We start from the raw sequence: 15,513 nt of genomic DNA, 5'->3' as shown, positions 1-15,513 counted from the left end.
CATCCATGCACGATGGGGCTGGAGCCGCGACCCAAGATCTGCCTGTAACACCTGGCCGGCGCAAAGATCGCGCGGACGAGGCCGTTGTCCGAAGAGTCGCCCATTTTGCACCACTCAACCAAGACCAATTCGACTGGAGAAAACAGACGGAGAGCCTGGGACAAGCGACTCTCCTTCTTTCCTGCTTGTAATTCTATGTGTGTGTGCCGGATGATCTTGCAACACTGCGGACAGCGACGGCGCAGGCGGCTGTGACATGGTGACCGAATCCAACATCGACGTGATGATTCTCGGGGCTGGGGGAGGCGGATATCCGGCCGCCTTTCGTCTCGCCCGAAACGGCAAATCCGTGGTCATGGCCGACCCGATCGGGAATCTCGGCGGCGACTGCCTGGCGGAGGGCTGCGTCCCCTCCAAGGCCGTTCGGGAAGCCTCCCTCGCCCGCACCTGGCCGGACAAGTATCCCCTCTTCGGCCTGCGAGGAACGAAGCCGGATGTCGACTGGCGCGCCGTTCTCGCCCACAAGGACCGGGTTCAAGCGCTCCGTTACGCCCAACACCGCGCGCAGATCGAGGAGTCTTCGGTCGTTTTCCACAAGGGAAGGGGACGCATCGTCGACGAGCGGACGGTCGAGGTGACTACCGAGGGCGGGGAACTCTACCGCTACCATGCCAAGCACCTGATCGTTGCGACGGGCTCTCGGCCCCGTATCCTGCCGATCCCGGGTGCCGAGCTCGCGCACACCTCCCACGACTTTTTCCGGCTCGGCGCCGATCTCCCCTTCCCTCGCCGGCTGGTGGCGATCGGAGGGGGCTACATCGGCCTCGAAACGGCGTCGATGCTCCAGAATCTCGGCGCCGAAGCTACGGTACTCGAGGTCACAGGGCAGATCCTCCCCGGGGTCGATCCCAAAATCGCCCGCTTCCTCCACTCGGCTCTCGCCCCGCGACTCCGCATCCTCCTCGATGCGAGGGTGACGGCGATCGAGCGGGGAGTGGCGGGCGATCGGCTCGTCCATTACGAGCAGGCGGGAGAGGCAAAGTCGATCGAGGCCGACTGCGTCCTGATGGCAACGGGACGCGAACCCGTCCTTCCCGAAGGACTCCCGATGCTCGGCTTTCCGCCCAAGGGAACGATTGCGGTGGATGACCGGCTGCGCACGATGCAGCCACAGATCTATGCTCCCGGCGATATCAACGGACGGAGCATGCTCTTTCACTCCGCGGTCTACCAGAGCCTCGTTGTCGCCGACGACATCCTGAGCGAAGGGCGGGGCAACAAGACGGTGGACTTCCAGTCGGTCCCCTTCACCGTCTTCACCGAGCCCGAGGTCGCCTGGGTGGGGCAGACCGAGGCCGAGGCCGCCCAAGAGAATGTGCCGACCGTCGCATCGACCTACTCGTACCGAACGGACTCGCGGGCCCAGATCTTTGACGAGGACGGCTTGATCGAGCTGGTCTTCGAAAAGAAGACCGGACGTCTGATTGGTGCGCAGATCGCCGGGATCGAAGCCGCGCAGCTGATCGCCCCCTTGGCCCTCGCCGTCCGCGCGGGCACGACCGCAGGGACCCTCAGCTACATGGCCTTCCCGCACCCGATGATCAGCGAAGGGATCAACCACGCCGCCCGTGCCGTCGGTCTTTGACGGGACCCTCTGGAGAGCGCATCAAAGCCTTGCCACGGGGTTTCCGTCGGGCATGGTCCCGAGCATTGCTTTTGCTGCTGGGGGGCCACGCTAAGCAGGGGAGACACAAATGGCAACAAGGCAGATGTGGGATGCGCCCGACATCGTTCCTACGATCACTTATTCCGACCTACCTCGCGCCATCGAATGGCTGCAACGGGTCTTCGGTTTTCGCGAGCGTACCGAGGCCCGCCTGAATTGGCTGGGCGGGGGTATGAGCTGGTTCGAGGTGGGGAAGAGCCTCTTCGCCATTGCGACTCCGGACATCGCCTGGCGCCAAACACCAGAAACTCCGGGTTTGGTGGTGAAGGTGTATGTCGCAGACGTCGACCAGCATTTTGCGCACGCGAAGGCAGAAGGCGCGCGCATCGTCTCTGAACCCGAAGATGGATTTTGGGGCGGTCGAATCTACCGCGTGTTGGACCATGAAGGACATCAATGGGAAATGTCGCAGCGCGGCCGTGATCGAGCCGCGGATCGCTGGCAACTGCCTCCGGGAGTGACACGCGGAGGACTCGAGTGACCGGGCCGTCGAGCAAGACGCTCCAGCCGCCCGCTCCACCGCTGATGCGGGATGCCGCGGTTGCGCTTGAGCGTTGACCCCTATCCTTGGAGCCATATTCTATGGGGAGCTGGCTCGGATGAACCGAATCCCATTTGCCCTCTTCCTGCTGATCCTCTCCGCGATCCCCTCGCATGCGATCCTGACCCAGTGGGTTCCCGCAAACCCACCCTACTCACATGGCCCGCTCGGAACGGGAGAGTATTCGATGGTCTGGAACATGCGCCGCTACGCCACTCCCCCCGGCCGGCCTTACGTCATCATCGGCAGCATCCGTGCCACTGGAGGGCTCTGGGGCTCTCCGCGCACCCGGGCGGTCGAGGTCGCCCGGGAGCACGGAGCCGATGCGATCCTCTGGACCCAGGCGGAGACCCATGCCGAAGCCAACTCGATTGGGCTGATCGGCCTTTTGTCCCATTGCGACTATCTCGCAATCCGGTGGACCACCCCGCCCCGATAACCGACGCCAGCGGGGGAAAGGTTAACTTACGGGGAAAAGAGCCGTACCACGGGAGAAAAGAAATCTCTGGCGCCGTGGCCCCCCCCGGAACTTTCGACCTCCGGCTCCTCCTCCAGATCGAGCCGCACCAGCAACCCTCCGGCCGGAACGATCTCCCTCACGAGAGCCGGATGCTCCTTCTCGATTTCGATCACGGCCTTCCGTTTTGGCCGAAATCCCGGGAGATGCGACGAGAAGATGGCGGTATCGAACCGCTCGCCGAAAGGAAAGATCGCCGCACTCGCGAGCAATCCTTCGACCACCCTGCGTGTCGGCAAGCCCGCTTCATGCGCGATAAAGAGGCCGTTTTGCGCGTCGGTATCGACGAAGAACCGTCCATAAACCCATGTCCGGGCTGGACGGGTCCCCCGTTGCGTCCATACGCGGGCGATGTCGGCGAAATGGAGAAGCATCGGGGGACCTGCGGAAACGGCTTCCGCTTTTCCTCGATGGCTTTCCCCCCTCCTCTCCCGGTCTGCCTCCTCGGCGGGCGAAACCTCGCCCCGGTTTTTTGCGGTGGAGGCCGCTCGAGCCTCTTTGCTGTCGCTCTTCCAGAGCGGCCTGGGAACCCCCAAAAGCCGGATCCGCGCATAAAAGCCGTTCCCTTGCAACATCTCCAGCACCTCGGCCGGTGCTTCCCTAGAGATTTCGAACCGCCTTCCTTCCCGCAGCCCTGCAATGGGAAACTTGGTTTCGCAAATCGCGATTTGGACAATGGGTTCGGTCGGTAAAACCGAGAACGGAGCGAGCTTTTGCAGAACCGTGTAACTCACGAGCCGAGGAAAGCCCGCAGCAAACACCCCCTCTCGAACGGGGCCCCAGGCGGTAAATTCGCCGTAGGTCCAAAGATTGCGCGGTCGGGTGCCAAGTGCTGCAACCTTGCGGTGAAGGTCAGCGAACGGCAGGACGACGCTCTTGGCCCCGTAGGCACAGGTGCCGGAAAGGATCGCCCAGCTCAGGAGCGCGGAAAGAAGCCAAGCCAGAGAAGCCGCTCGCACCCGCTCGCTCAACCCCAGGGAGGCGCCAGCTCTGCGCCCATCGCTGGAACCTCTTCTCGCGCTGTCCATCCAAGCCTGCAGGGCAATGGTCTTAGCAAGATTTCGCTAGGAACGCATTCATTTTTCGGGCAGTTGCCCTCTACCCAGGCAAGGATGCGCGGAGGGGCGCCGGTTTCCCCCGGGAAGCTGCGGGGAGACAGGCTGCGAGGAGGGAGAGCCTGGTCCCGATGAGGCCGGCTAGACCCGAATGCGTTCGTACGCAACAAAAAAAACACGTAGGTCCCTTGTTCCGGCCATGCGAAACCGCTAGTGTCGGATCCAATCCGGCCTGCCGGGAAACCAAGGAGAGTTCCATGAACCCTGTCGTCGAGAGTGCGGAGTTGGAACGCATCGCCGTTCGCGGCGAGAACGATGCCTCTGTGCGTTGGGCCGGCGCGTTCGCATCGTGCGGCGGCCGCGGCGCCACCCAGTCCTCGACGATCGTGTACGAGATCGAGCCCGGGGGACGGCTGGGCTGGCATACGGATGCTACCGAAGAGACCCAATACATCCTCTCGGGCTCCGGGGAGCTGCGCATGGAGTCGGGCGTCTATCCCCTTGGCCCCGGCAGCGTATTCGTCATCCCGACCGACGTGCGCCACGACCTGGCCAATACGGGGCAAAGCACCTTACGGGCGGTCGCTTTTTTTGCGGCGGCGATGTTTACGCAACGCTTCGACGACCTCATGCTTCCCCCGCGCACTCATCTCCTCGGCACCCCCAACCGCTCCGGCTGAGGATTCCCATTCAGTCTGGCGGCCCGATCATGCCCTCCTTGCCCTACCCCCCCGGCGCGTCAACGATGCTCCCATCCGATCGGGGCGGAAGGGGCACGGTCAGGGAGACCGGGGAGAGATGCCCGGCGCGCTCGACGACCAACCGCAGCGCCTTGAGCCCACGGCTTTTCTCCTGGCGATAGAGCGCGAGAAAGCCCGAGAGGCTCTTGGGAAAGCGCCTCCCGTCCAGAGAGACGATTCGGTCCTTCACGCGCAGGCCCGCTCGCTCGGCCTCGCTCCCTTCCTCGATCGCGAGCACGGTCGGGGCCCCTTTGCGCTGCGCCAGCAGCAGGCCGAGGGGAAGGACCAAGGGTTCATCCCAGACCCGCCTTGGCCGCCAATGCGGCTTTGCGCCGGGTTTCTCCTCCCCCTCCCCCGCCGGTTCCACCTCTTGGACGATCGGCGCGGGCAGGGAAAAGACCAGTTGCAGATCGGAGCCGCCCAGGCCGGACAGGGCCTTTCGAAACGCGTCCGTGGAGGTCCAGACCGTGGTACCATCGACCCCATGGCGCAGATTGCCGTCCTGGCTCCCATTCGGGTTCGTTCCCGGCAGCGTCTCAACGGTCGTGCCGATGCGCATGCTACCGAGCCCCAAGCCGTCGAGCGGCATGACCCTTCTGCGCAAAGCCCTTTCCAGCTCCCCTTCTTCACCCGAAGCCCTCCCTATCTTCGGCTTCGCATAAAGGCAATGGAGCCGGGCGTCTGGACGAACGACCGTCCGTTCGTTGATCGCTATGGGATACGTCAGGCGAACCTCTCTTCCCTGTTGCACGAGCGGAAAGGCGACGGAGAGCGGCGGGGTGGTCCTGAGCCCATCCGCCTCCTCGGCGGAAAGGGAGCCCGTGGCGAGAGCGCCAAGAGAAAAGAGCAGCAGGCTGGAGCAGAGTCGGAACAACCCGCCTCTGCGAGACACCGCCCTCGCCCGCTCTCTCCGCAGATCCGTGCGATCCGCTCCTCTTTGCGCAAGAGTCCTCACACCGCCCACTCCCACTCTTCAGGGATACGCTCCGCGAAGCACCGCTCCCGTCCCGAGTCGTGCGACCGTTGCCGCCCCCGAAATTCCCCGACAACCAAAAAATAATTCGATTCGCTGCGAATTTGAAGAGCAAGCGGGGCTCCCCCGTTTCTCCCGGCCCCGCGCGCAGACGCCCGGACGCCCATAGGCGCTAGGGTGCGTCGAGGATGCTTCCCCCGAGCCGGGGCGGCAGAGGCACGACAAGCGTAAGCCGCGCCTCTCCCCGCTCCGCCTCGACGGAGACCGACGAACCTCCCCGCGATTTTGCCTCGCGATAGAGATCCAACAAGGCGGACAGACGCTTGGCGCAGGACCGGCCGTCGAGGGAGACGATCCGGTCCCCCGAGCGAAGACCCGCTTCGGCTCCCGCGCTCCTGGCTTCGACCGCGAGCACGGTCGGTCCCGCTTCCAGCTCGCCCAGCAGCAGGCCCAATGGCAGAACCAGGGGCTCGTCTCGGACTCGTCCGTGCGCGGAGTCCGTCTTGGGGTGTTCGGCCCCGTCCGGTTTGGCTGTCTGGGCGGAGGGGGCCGCGGGAGGCGGGGCAAAGACCAGCCGCACGTCGGATCCGTCCAGGCCCGCGAGCGCCTCCCGAAATGCATCGACCGAAGTCCAAAGAGCCTTCCGGTTCGCCTCTTGGCCACCCCTTCCCTCAGTTCCGCCTCCCCCGCCGCTCATTCCGCCATGCCTGCCCCTCATGCCGCCTCCCCCCATGCCCATCCCGCCTCCTCCCATCCCGCCCATGCCACCCATCCCTCCTCCATGGTGCCTGCCCGAAGGGGCGCCTCCCTCCGAGGATTCCCCTTTCTCCGCGCTTGCCGCTGGGCGCTGGGCTTTCACGTAAAAGCAGCGGAGAACCTCCCGGGGCGAAAGAATCACGTATTCGTTGAGCGCCAGGGGACAGCCGGCATGGACCTCCGTACCTTGCTGGACCAGCGGAAAGGCTTCCGCGATTGGCGGGGTCGTGGCCAGCGGCTTTGCCTCCTGCCCATACAGGGGGAGAGCACAGACGACGGACAGAAGAGCAGCAATGACAACTCTCCAGCCGGCCCAGGCCCATCCAGAGCGATGCGGAGGATCGGCTGACCCCGGGGGATCGGGGGCCGCAGAAGGACGCTCGCCTTCTCCGCGGAGACCCATTCCTCGAAAGGAAGATCCTCCTGCCCGAGCGACACTTCTCACCCTGAGAGTAAACTTCCGCAACCGCGATTTGTTGCGAAAAAAGAGAGAAGCGGCCTTCGGTACCTCCGCTTCCCCGGCGAGGAAGGCCGTTTTCGTCTCCTGGGAGATCGAAGGGTAGTTGCCGCCTTTTCCGGCACGTCTCCCAGCTAGCCCAAAGATCTTCTTGCGCAAGTTCCCAAGAGGAGACTTGATCGCGAATCGATGCGTGCGCAGGGGAAGATCGATCCGGAGAATCTCCTCTTTCGATGGTGCCACTCTCCTCCAGCCATTTCCCTCTCCCTTCTCCTGCTCGCGACCGCTATCGGGTTCGGCAGGCCGGCGCTCTTCGACTCCCCCCGCCTCGCCGAGGAGTACGACCGGAAGAGCGCCGCTCAGTACGAGATCGGCAGGGAGCTCCTCTCCCTTCTCGGCATCTCCCCGGGAAGCTCGGTCCTCGACCTGGGATGCGGTACGGGACAGATCGCCTCCTGGGCCTCCCGAATCGCTGGACCCAAAGGAAAGGTCCTGGGGATCGATCCCTCCCCCTACCGAATCGCGCTTGCCGAGCGGAGGGCGAGGAGGGGACTCGCCTTTGCCGTTGCCGGCTCTCGCGATCTTCCCGCTTTCCCTTCCGGCTCATTCGATGTCGTTTATCTCAATTACGTCCTCCACTGGATCGATGACCGGCGGCAAGCCCTCCGAGAGATCCGCCGGATCCTCAAGCCCGGGGGCAAGCTTGGGATCAGCTTCGAGGATACCAGCCGACCTTCGGAGATCGACGAGATCATCGAGCGATCGGCAAAGGAGGTTCTGGGAACGCTTCCCCCCGCGCTCTTCCTCGCCACAGCACCCCTCGGCCTCGCGCAGCTCAAGGAAATGCTCCGGCAGAATGGATTCCGGGTTCTCAAGGTGAAGGTCGTCGAGTCGGAGGATCGAGCCAAGACGCCCGCGGAGCTGCTCGACTTTTGGCGGGCCAGCAGCGCGGGGAGGTTTCTCTCGGGCGTCTCGCCGGGGCAGCGGCAACGGATCGAGCGCCGCATCATCGAACGGCTGGTGGCGCGCTCCGGTTCCGACATCCGGATTTCGGGCGAAACCCTTCTGCTCGTGGCGGAGCGGGAAGCGAGCCGACCAACAAGCGGCCCTTCCCATCACCTGAAAAGAAGGCAAGCGCCCGCTAAAAATTGGCAAGCCCCCGTTAGCGGCCAAGCGGGCCAGTGAGCTACCCTTCCCAGGCATGTCGATCGGGAATGAGGGCTAGAAAGTACTCCGCCGCCTGTTTCGCTTGCCTCGCCCTCCTGGCCTCTGTGAGGGCCCAGGAATCCCAAAGGACCGATCCGCCGGACCCTCTTGCAAGCGTCAAGGCGGAGCCGAGCGCACCTCCGGCGGCCGCTGCTTCCCCTCAGCTTCCCGAGATCGTTGTGACCGCCGAAGAGGAGCGGCCGACTCCTCCCGCCCAGGAAGTCACCTCGGTCTACGGACCCGACTTGTCGGTCCTGGATACCCCCCGCGATGTCCTGCCCGTCTCCCGGGAAGAGCTCGATACGGTGATGGCCCAGCAGGTCAACGACCTGGTCGCCTTCAGCCCCTCGGTCAATCCGACCCAAGCGACCGGGAACGTCGTGAGCGAGCCCGTCGTCCGCGGGCTTCCCGCGACCGCCTTCCGGAACGGGATGCTCGTCGGCTTCTCCAGCGGCGGAAACTGGGGCCCCCTGCTCAACTTCAACGCGGACGATTCGCTCGATGTCCTCACGGGGCCGGTGAGCATCGTCTATGGGCCTCAGGAGTTCGCTGGGGGATATGTCGACGAGGTAACCAAGCAGCCCTTCTTCGACCGCTTCCGGGGGAACGCCTACTACACCTTGGGCATGTATGACACCAACCTGTGGAACATCGACATCGGCGGCCCGATCGGCAAGGAAAAGAAGCTCGCCTACCGGCTCGACTACTTCGGGCAGGAGGGCTACGCGCCCTACAACTACTATGATGGCTCCTACCTGAATCGGGAGTGCGCCTATCTCGCCCTTTCTTGGAAGCCCACGGAGGAGGTTCGCGTCGACTGGAATGGGGAGTTCAATCAGAACTCCTTTCTGCCGTACGCCGGCGTCACCCGACCGACTCAGTCCCTCATCGACTCCGGACTCTACCAGAGCGGCTCCTGGATCGGGTATTACACCCCGCCGGCTACCGCGGCACAGCCCTTCGGCCAGTTCCATCCGGGTCAAGGGACGCCGCCGCCGGGCTCCGGATATGCGATCGACTGGGGACCCCAAGTCCCGATCAGTGGCCGGGCCAACCTCTTCAATACCCCGCTCGACTCCTCGCATCAGCTCTACGCGGTGAGCCAGGCGATCGCCACGATCCGACTGAGCGACGAGCTCACCCTCGTCAACAACACGCTCTTCGAGTATTTCCAGGCGAATGCCGCCCAGCCGATCCCGGATCCGACCTGGGTCGTCCTGCCCTACGGGGTCGATGTCGCCGATCGGCTCGAAATCCGCTGGGAGCCGGAGAAGCAGAGCAAAAGCTTTTGGCAGAGCATCGATAGCGGCCTCGCCTTCCGCTTCCTGAGCGACGAGGAGTATTCGGGGAGCTGGCATCCGACGAGCAACCAGGCCGATATGAGCAAGCCGATTACGCCCGCCTCCGCCTCCACGATCGTCCCCTATGCGCTCGCGACCAGCCCCGCCTATGCCAATCCGTTTCTTACGGACATTCCGATTCCGGGCTATCCGGGAGAGTATTACAACGTCGACAACTTCGCCTCGACCCAATGCAACTTCTGGGAGATCTCCCCCTTCGTCCAGGACATCCTCCACTTCGGAGAAAAGGCGAGCCTCTTCCTCGGCGCCCGTGTCGATGCCTACTTCGTGAACGCCCAACCGCCCTCCGGCACCCCGGCACAGCTCATCGGCCCGAGCTACGACGCGACCTCGACAAGCGCCCTTCTGCCGCAGGTCACCGCCAGCCCCACCTACCGGATCTTCCCTTGGCTTTCCTGGTATGCGACCTACTACTTCGGGCAGACGACCGCCCAATCGATCTTCGGCTCCTTCGCCCCGGAGTTCACCAGCACCTACTACCACCAGACCCAGACCCTCTACGAGACGGGCCTCAAGCTCTCTCTCCTCCGCGATACGCTCTTTCTCGGGCTTTCCGCCTACGCCCAGTCTGGATTCATTCCCGCCTTCGTCCTTCCGGGGGGCACAACCCCGACCGTTTCCGCCGATGTCCAAGGGGTGCAACTCCAGGGGAGCTACCGGCCGGACCGCCATTTTTGGGCGAACTTCGGATTCAACTACATGCAAGGGTATGAGAACTGGACGAACACCGACGGCGTCGGCCCGACCACCTTTACCCCCTACCCCGCAAACGTCGCCGCCCAGTACGGCCTGCCCGTCAGCCAGATCGTCTCCCTCGCCCCGGGCATCTATCCCTTCATCGGCTTTCCCAAGGAGTATGGCAACCTGATGCTCACCTACAAGACCGACTCGGGCTTCGGCGCCTCCTTTTGGGCGATCGAGCAGGGCGGCCAATTCCTCTCCTATGACTACGCCGTCCGGGCGCCGGCCTGGTATACCTTGAACGCGAGCCTCTTTTACGCCGCCAGGCACTGGGAGGCGCGGATCTGGTTCTACAACTTCACCGACAACCGCTACTGGATTGCGGGAGCGCCCGGCTTTACCCCCGCGCGCACCGCCAACCTCGAATATGCCGCCCTCCAGATGCCCTTCTGGATGCAGGCGATGATCCAGGTTTCGTTTTAGCTCGGCCGAAGGTGGTGGCCGAAAAAGTCTTGGACGAGCAGCCAGGAGATCCGCGCCGCTTCGGGGTCATAGCTGCCCCGCTCCTCGCAAAAGAAGCCGTGGCCCGCCTCCGAAAAGCTCACCTCGATGAACGCCTTGCCCGCAGCTCGAAGGGCGTCGGCGGTCGCCCGCGCCTTTTCCGGCGGCACGTGCTGGTCGCGTCCTCCCCAGAAGAGCAAAAGCGGGGCCTTCACCTCCTTCGCTCGATCCAGGAGATCCGGTGCGATCCCCCCGCCGTAAAAGGAAGCGGCCGCGCGAAGCGGAGCCACAGTACTGCCGAGGAAGGCCACCCGGCCCCCGAAGCAGAAGCCAATCGCCCCCACGGCCGCCCCGCAGCCGCCCGTACTCAGCCACCGGTAGCCGCCTTGCACGTCGGCCGAAAGTCCCTCGATCGTGACCTGCCGAAGATGGGTGAGCGCCTGCGTGAAATCCTCATAGCTCCCCTCCCAGCGAGAGGCGCTCCGGTGGTAGAGATCCGGGGCGAGTGCCCGATAGCCTTGCTGGGCGAGCCGCTCGGCGACGTTCCGAATATGTCGGTTGACCCCGAACGCCTCCATGAAGACGAGGATTCCCGGATAGGATCCGGGAGCGGAGGGCTGGGCCAGGAAGCCCGAGAACCGGCTTCCGGCGGCGGATTCCAGATCGATCCACTGCGAACGCACCTCTCTTTGCATTGATTTCTCCTCGCTCTGAGCGAAAATGTAGGCTCCGGAGGCGGCGCTCACGCCTTCCGCTCGGCGACGACGAGCAGGCGTTGGAACTTCCGCTCGATCCCGCGGACGGTCCGCAGCCGCTCCAACCCCTCTCGAATCTGCTCCAGGATTGCCGGTTGATGCTCCTCGGGAACCCCGGCGAGAAAATTGCCGAAGCTGCTCGAGCGCAGAAAATCGATCAGATCCTCGGCCTTCTCGACAAAGTCGGTGTACAGCTGGCTCTCCACAAGGCGCACCGAAAACCCTGCCGCCGTAACGAGATTGCGCCATTCTTCCGCCGAAAGCAGAAAGGGGGAGAGCCGAGTCCCCTCCGGAACCGTGCCCATCACCGAAATGATGGCTCCCTCGACGATCTTCCGAAAAGGGTTGGGCTGGTCCTTTTCGCCCGTGCCGATTCCGAGCTTTCCGCCCGGCCGGAGAATCCGGTGGATCTCCTCCAAGGCTACCGCCTTCCTTTCGATCCAGTGGAAGACGCTATTGAGACAGACCTGGTCCCAAGCACCATCCCCGAAGCGGCCGAGGTCGTCGCTTCCCCCCGGCGCAAAGGCGAGGCCCGGCTTGGCCCGGCGCAGGGCGATCTCGATCCGGTGCGGCAGGGGATCGATGCCCAAGACTGTGCCGGTGGGCCCGACGACCTGGGAGATGTATTCCGCAAGACGGCCCGTGCCGCAGCCGACATCCAGGACCCGTTCTCCCGCTCGCACCCCCATCCGCTCGATCAAGAGCTTCCCAAAGAGGAATTGCGAATCGCTCAACCGGTCGTAGCTCTCTGCCAGCTCCCGGGTATCCAGATTCAATTGAGTCATAGCGAGGGGCAGCTTACCCCTGCTCCAGCGCGCGCGCCAGCCGGCGGTCGGGAACGAGCCAGAGCATGGCGACCAGCGCGTAGATCGCTTGCGCGATCGACGCCTGAAGAAACGAGAGGCCGATCGCCGACGCATAGAGGATCACCGAAAGCCTGCCCTTCTGATCCCGGCCGATCGCGGCGGCCAGCCGCGAATCGCAGCCCTGCTCGTGGATGATCAGATGCTGGAGGACGAAATAGGCGATCGCGGCCGCGAGCAGGATGACCCCGTAGACGGCCGTCGGTAGCGTCGCCGAATGGTGGTCTCCGGCCCAGCTGGTGACGAAGGGGAAGAGCGAAAGCCAGAATAGCAGATGGAGATTGGCCCACATGATCGCTCCGTTGATCCTTCCACAAGCCTTGAGCAGATGGTGGTGATTGTTCCAGTAGATCCCGAGGTAGACGTAGCTGAGCAGATAGTTCAAAAAGAGCGGAAGAACCGAAGCAAGCGCGGCGAGGCTCACCCCATCTGGGGCCTTCAGCTCGAGCACGGTGATCGTGATGAGGATGGCGAAGACGCCGTCGCTGAAGGCTTCGAGCCGGCCCTTTTCCATGGGAATGTTGCCGCTCGGGATGCTAGGGGTCGTGAGAGCTTTCGTCAATGTCGCCCGGGCTGCTTGTGCGGTGCGCCCAGACTCCGCGCCCATCCAGGGAGAGAATTTGCTCGCTCCTGGCCCGTTCTCCCCCGCCCCGCCCGCACCGCACGCACCAGAGGAAGGAGTTTCCGTCCTCGAAGCTTGCGGGCAACAACTGCTTCTGCAACCTTGCCTGCTCCCGGTTTGGTTACAATTGCGTGACAAAGACATTGACGAAGCAATGTCGGCATAGTAGTTGCTCGAAATGACCGCCATGTTGCACAACAAGCCCGCGAAGGTCAGGTCCGGCACAGAAGCGGAGAGGCGGATGCCCTCGACGAAGCGACGCCAACGGACTTCCGGCACCACGCGCTTGAGCATCAAGGGGCAGGTTGTGATTCCCGAGGCCGTTTGCCAACGGGTCGGTCTCAAGCGAGGGGATCAATTTCTCGTCCTCGCCGACAAGGACACGATTTGCCTCCGTCTGCTCCATCCGCCCTCGAGCCGTGAGTGGTCCCAGCTCCGGGAGCTAGCGAACCTGCTGGCAGCGGGAACCCAACAGACGGCCGCAGCCGGCTGACCTTGCTTGGCCCAACGCCAAAAAACTCCCTGGCAGAGGTTCCGTGGTTCGGCGGAAAAGGGAATGATCGCACCCCCCGCGCAGCAGCGCGGAGATCGCGCCGCTGCGCCGGAACGATCCGAACGGTCGGCCCGTTTAGACTCGTTTCAAGAAGACCAAGTCGTTTAGCGCAACCACCACGAACTCATCTCCCGGCCGTAAGCCGAAGTCCTTCCGGATCTGCTCCGGAATCACGACCTGCCCCTTCGTGGAAAGGTGGGTCGTCCAAAAGCTTGGCCCCGCTTCTGTTGCCGTCGATTCCGCCTCGGTCTTCTTCAAAATGGCTCTCTTCCGAGGGGCGTCGGGCACCGGCGAGGTCTTCGCAGAGTGAGAATTTCCCCCGGATATAGGCATGATGGACATAAACAATTACCCTGATATGACGAGCCGGCGGCCCGTAATATTGGCTTAACAAAACCGATCTCCAGCGGCGAGTCAAGGCTCCTTCGTGTCGGCAGCGGCTCCAGACCGCATCCCCACTCGGCCCAAGCCCACCGCATCCCCTTTTTCGAAGAGATCCCCTCGCCAAAGACGGAGGCCCCCGAAACCGCCGCCGCGCTAGTCGGAAATCTCTCCCACTACCGGCCGCACCAGCCGCGCAAAGTGGAGGTAGGCCAGGCTCGCGATATCCTCGTGGGTCCCGGCCTGAAAGACCAGCTCGGGCTGCCGGGCGATCTCGTTATCCACGTAGACCTTGAGGCCATAAAGGTTACCAAAGGGCGGCATCGTGCCCGGGCGGCAGTCGGCGACACGCGGGGCAAATTCCTCCTCCTTGGCGAGCGCGAGGTCCGGAAGGTGCATCAGCACCTCCAGCTTGCGGAGGTTGACATGGCGGGTGGAGGGAACCACTGCCATCACCAGCCCATCACGACTCTTCACCATGACGACCTTGGCCAAGTGTCTCCCTGGGGTGTGGCTCACCTCCGCCACCTCCTGGGAGGTGAAAGCCGCCGGGTGGTGGCTCGTCTGGTAGGGAACCCGGTTCTCCTCCAAGTAGTGCTGCAGTCTCGGAACCATCGCCATGCGGGTCCTTCTCTCCGTTGGTCCTCTAATCGCGCTCGGTCCCAAGGAAACTCCCGATTTCCTACGGGATCAATCCGGAAAGTAGCTCTCGCAAGCACCTCGCTGACGGTCCTCGGGCCAGCGCCAGGGGAATGCGTCCGCAAGGCGCAAGCTCGCCCTATGAAAAGTTCGCCTCACCCGATTCGCATCTTGTGGGAAGCCGGAAGCTTGCCAGGCCTGCTCCAAGCGGCTCCCACCGCAAAGAGGCTGCTCGCCTCCCTCCCCTTTGCTGCAACGGCCAAGACCTGGAGGGAAGAGGCCTGCTTCTCGGCCCCTGTGGAACGACAACCAGATCGCTGCGGTCAAAGGCAAATTGCTCGAGACGCAGATGGCATTCAATCCCAAGGGATACGTTGGAAAGCTCGCCGAGACTCTATCCGAGGGGGAGAACGGCGAGATCGACGGGATTCTGGCCAAGGCCTCGCACAACGTGTTCCCGATGGATGCCAGGCGGGTCAGGGGGTTGGATCTTGCGCTTGAGGCTTCCTGCACGATTGGCCGAGTTGACGTCGGATGCGCGTTCAAGAGATCGTCCATTCTGGCCCAGGCAATGCGCGAAACTGCCCAATCCTCGCCCATTTCCACCCTGCCCGTTGGATGGGAGAGGACATCGCCAGTGACGCCCGAGAGGCTGCGCTCCGCGACAACGTCTTGGGCGGTCGTGGAGAGACAACTGGAGATCCAGCCCGAGGGCCGCTGATCTCGACGGAGACGCGCCCGACGCCGATTGCGGCCGGTCTCGCCTTTTCCCTTCCCATCGCCCATGCCCGACCAATCCTGGGCAGATCCCGGGCGAAGCCGCGCAGGAGCGGAGTGCGCACGACCTTGTCGAAGCTCGTGGAGAGGACCGGCTCGTTCCGGTTCCCAGCGAATCCGTAAATCCGGGGCGTCTCCTGGCAGCGGTCGAGGAAACCATGCTCCGACACGCAAGATCAGCCAGCCGGAAGCATCGTTTCGTCCTGGGAGCGCCGGGCACAGACGACCTTCCTCCTTGTGAGCGGGCGGTCTTCCGTGGCCTGGCCGTTCCCTTTCTCTGGTCTCCCATGAGACAGAAGGCGCGGCAGGGAACGGAGGCGAGGAGCGAGGCGCTCCCGCCACGGGCCGAAGGCACGATCCGGGCCTGCGGCCGACCATCGACCTCCGTCCTCCGCTGCGGTAAAAGAGA

Annotated in this window: 16 protein-coding genes; 8 read left to right on the top strand and 8 right to left on the bottom strand. The window is 63.8% G+C overall.

Going from position 1 to position 15,513, the window contains the following annotated elements:
* The first annotated feature begins 256 nt into the window (after window positions 1–256).
* The 3 genes from MacB4_RS00775 to MacB4_RS00765 all read left to right on the top strand — a co-directional run bounded on the left by MacB4_RS00775 (window position 257) and on the right by MacB4_RS00765 (window position 2,706).
* Window positions 257–1,645, top strand: coding sequence for a dihydrolipoyl dehydrogenase (locus MacB4_RS00775; RefSeq protein ID WP_206864001.1), 1,389 nt, complete (start codon window positions 257–259; stop codon window positions 1,643–1,645).
* Window positions 1,646–1,754: 109 nt separating this feature from the next.
* A complete protein-coding gene (locus MacB4_RS00770; RefSeq protein ID WP_206864000.1) occupies window positions 1,755–2,207 on the top strand; it encodes a glyoxalase/bleomycin resistance/extradiol dioxygenase family protein in 453 nt (150 codons plus the stop codon).
* A 118-nt stretch (window positions 2,208–2,325) separates the two neighbouring features.
* Window positions 2,326–2,706 (top strand): hypothetical protein, encoded by a 381-nt coding sequence (locus tag MacB4_RS00765; RefSeq protein ID WP_206863999.1) that lies wholly within the window; start codon window positions 2,326–2,328, stop codon window positions 2,704–2,706.
* Window positions 2,707–2,732: 26 nt separating this feature from the next.
* Here MacB4_RS00765 and MacB4_RS00760 read toward each other — a convergent pair whose 3' ends face one another.
* Window positions 2,733–3,812, bottom strand: a complete 1,080-nt coding sequence (locus tag MacB4_RS00760; RefSeq protein ID WP_242529265.1) for a hypothetical protein — start codon at window positions 3,810–3,812, stop codon at window positions 2,733–2,735.
* 284 nt (window positions 3,813–4,096) lie between these two features.
* On the opposite strand from MacB4_RS00760, the gene MacB4_RS00755 reads away from it, so the two are divergent.
* Complete coding sequence (locus tag MacB4_RS00755; protein ID WP_206863998.1) at window positions 4,097–4,519, top strand: cupin domain-containing protein; 423 nt, start codon at window positions 4,097–4,099, stop codon at window positions 4,517–4,519.
* A gap of 43 nt (window positions 4,520–4,562) precedes the next feature.
* Here MacB4_RS00755 and MacB4_RS00750 read toward each other — a convergent pair whose 3' ends face one another.
* Together MacB4_RS00750 and MacB4_RS00745 are read right to left on the bottom strand one after the other, a co-directional pair.
* On the bottom strand, window positions 4,563–5,471 hold the full coding sequence (locus MacB4_RS00750; protein WP_206863997.1) for a hypothetical protein: 909 nt from the start codon (window positions 5,469–5,471) through the stop codon (window positions 4,563–4,565).
* Window positions 5,472–5,724: 253 nt separating this feature from the next.
* Window positions 5,725–6,711 carry a PDZ domain-containing protein gene (locus MacB4_RS00745; RefSeq protein ID WP_206863996.1) on the bottom strand — a complete coding sequence of 329 codons (987 nt, stop codon included), beginning with the start codon at window positions 6,709–6,711 and terminating at the stop codon, window positions 5,725–5,727.
* Between the two features lie 243 nt (window positions 6,712–6,954).
* Here MacB4_RS00745 and MacB4_RS00740 point away from each other — a divergent pair, with 243 nt between their 5' ends.
* Both MacB4_RS00740 and MacB4_RS00735 read left to right on the top strand, forming a co-directional pair.
* A complete protein-coding gene (locus tag MacB4_RS00740) occupies window positions 6,955–7,950 on the top strand; it encodes a class I SAM-dependent methyltransferase (RefSeq protein WP_206863995.1) in 996 nt (331 codons plus the stop codon).
* Between the two features lie 29 nt (window positions 7,951–7,979).
* Window positions 7,980–10,496: a TonB-dependent siderophore receptor gene (locus tag MacB4_RS00735; protein WP_206863994.1), complete on the top strand. Its 2,517-nt coding sequence runs from the start codon at window positions 7,980–7,982 to the stop codon at window positions 10,494–10,496.
* Here the strand turns inward: MacB4_RS00735 and MacB4_RS00730 are convergent.
* Genes MacB4_RS00730 through MacB4_RS00720 form a run of 3 tightly spaced genes read right to left on the bottom strand, consistent with a single transcriptional unit; the run spans window position 10,493 to window position 12,646 of the window.
* Window positions 10,493–11,209 carry a dienelactone hydrolase family protein gene (locus tag MacB4_RS00730; RefSeq protein WP_206863993.1) on the bottom strand — a complete coding sequence of 239 codons (717 nt, stop codon included), beginning with the start codon at window positions 11,207–11,209 and terminating at the stop codon, window positions 10,493–10,495. The two genes, MacB4_RS00735 and MacB4_RS00730, sit on opposite strands and share 4 nt — an antisense overlap.
* Before the next feature lie 47 nt (window positions 11,210–11,256).
* Complete coding sequence (locus MacB4_RS00725; RefSeq protein WP_206863992.1) at window positions 11,257–12,054, bottom strand: class I SAM-dependent methyltransferase; 798 nt, start codon at window positions 12,052–12,054, stop codon at window positions 11,257–11,259.
* Between the two features lie 13 nt (window positions 12,055–12,067).
* Window positions 12,068–12,646, bottom strand: a complete 579-nt coding sequence (locus MacB4_RS00720) for a TMEM175 family protein (protein ID WP_206863991.1) — start codon at window positions 12,644–12,646, stop codon at window positions 12,068–12,070.
* 349 nt (window positions 12,647–12,995) lie between these two features.
* On the opposite strand from MacB4_RS00720, the gene MacB4_RS00715 reads away from it, so the two are divergent.
* Window positions 12,996–13,247, top strand: coding sequence for an AbrB/MazE/SpoVT family DNA-binding domain-containing protein (locus MacB4_RS00715; protein WP_206863990.1), 252 nt, complete (start codon window positions 12,996–12,998; stop codon window positions 13,245–13,247).
* A gap of 135 nt (window positions 13,248–13,382) precedes the next feature.
* Here MacB4_RS00715 and MacB4_RS00710 read toward each other — a convergent pair whose 3' ends face one another.
* A complete protein-coding gene (locus MacB4_RS00710) occupies window positions 13,383–13,595 on the bottom strand; it encodes an AbrB/MazE/SpoVT family DNA-binding domain-containing protein (RefSeq protein ID WP_206863989.1) in 213 nt (70 codons plus the stop codon).
* Window positions 13,596–13,844: 249 nt separating this feature from the next.
* The gene (locus tag MacB4_RS00705) at window positions 13,845–14,303 is read right to left on the bottom strand and encodes an aminoacyl-tRNA deacylase (protein WP_206863988.1); all 459 of its coding nucleotides are present in this window, start codon (window positions 14,301–14,303) and stop codon (window positions 13,845–13,847) included.
* A 373-nt stretch (window positions 14,304–14,676) separates the two neighbouring features.
* Here MacB4_RS00705 and MacB4_RS11120 point away from each other — a divergent pair, with 373 nt between their 5' ends.
* Window positions 14,677–15,048 (top strand): hypothetical protein, encoded by a 372-nt coding sequence (locus tag MacB4_RS11120; RefSeq protein WP_242529264.1) that lies wholly within the window; start codon window positions 14,677–14,679, stop codon window positions 15,046–15,048.
* The last annotated feature ends 465 nt before the right edge of the window (window positions 15,049–15,513 follow it).

Source organism: Methylacidimicrobium sp. B4 (assembly GCF_017310545.1).
Lineage (GTDB): Bacteria > Verrucomicrobiota > Verrucomicrobiia > Methylacidiphilales > Methylacidiphilaceae > Methylacidimicrobium.
This window is presented reverse-complemented; position numbering and strand designations above follow the sequence as displayed.

Bases quoted from the DNA above. Each gene is read 5' to 3' on its own strand.
- MacB4_RS00775 (WP_206864001.1), top strand. From the start codon at position 257: ATGGTGACCGAATCCAACATCGACGTGATGATTCTCGGGGCTGGGGGA.
- MacB4_RS00770 (WP_206864000.1), top strand. From the start codon at position 1,755: ATGGCAACAAGGCAGATGTGGGATGCGCCCGACATCGTTCCTACGATC.
- MacB4_RS00765 (WP_206863999.1), top strand. From the start codon at position 2,326: ATGAACCGAATCCCATTTGCCCTCTTCCTGCTGATCCTCTCCGCGATC.
- MacB4_RS00760 (WP_242529265.1), bottom strand. From the start codon at position 3,812: ATGGACAGCGCGAGAAGAGGTTCCAGCGATGGGCGCAGAGCTGGCGCC.
- MacB4_RS00755 (WP_206863998.1), top strand. From the start codon at position 4,097: ATGAACCCTGTCGTCGAGAGTGCGGAGTTGGAACGCATCGCCGTTCGC.
- MacB4_RS00745 (WP_206863996.1), bottom strand. From the start codon at position 6,711: ATGGGTCTCCGCGGAGAAGGCGAGCGTCCTTCTGCGGCCCCCGATCCC.
- MacB4_RS00740 (WP_206863995.1), top strand. From the start codon at position 6,955: ATGCGTGCGCAGGGGAAGATCGATCCGGAGAATCTCCTCTTTCGATGG.
- MacB4_RS00735 (WP_206863994.1), top strand. From the start codon at position 7,980: ATGAGGGCTAGAAAGTACTCCGCCGCCTGTTTCGCTTGCCTCGCCCTC.
- MacB4_RS00730 (WP_206863993.1), bottom strand. From the start codon at position 11,209: ATGCAAAGAGAGGTGCGTTCGCAGTGGATCGATCTGGAATCCGCCGCC.
- MacB4_RS00725 (WP_206863992.1), bottom strand. From the start codon at position 12,054: ATGACTCAATTGAATCTGGATACCCGGGAGCTGGCAGAGAGCTACGAC.
- MacB4_RS00720 (WP_206863991.1), bottom strand. From the start codon at position 12,646: ATGGAAAAGGGCCGGCTCGAAGCCTTCAGCGACGGCGTCTTCGCCATC.
- MacB4_RS00715 (WP_206863990.1), top strand. From the start codon at position 12,996: ATGCCCTCGACGAAGCGACGCCAACGGACTTCCGGCACCACGCGCTTG.
- MacB4_RS00705 (WP_206863988.1), bottom strand. From the start codon at position 14,303: ATGGTTCCGAGACTGCAGCACTACTTGGAGGAGAACCGGGTTCCCTAC.
- MacB4_RS11120 (WP_242529264.1), top strand. From the start codon at position 14,677: ATGGCATTCAATCCCAAGGGATACGTTGGAAAGCTCGCCGAGACTCTA.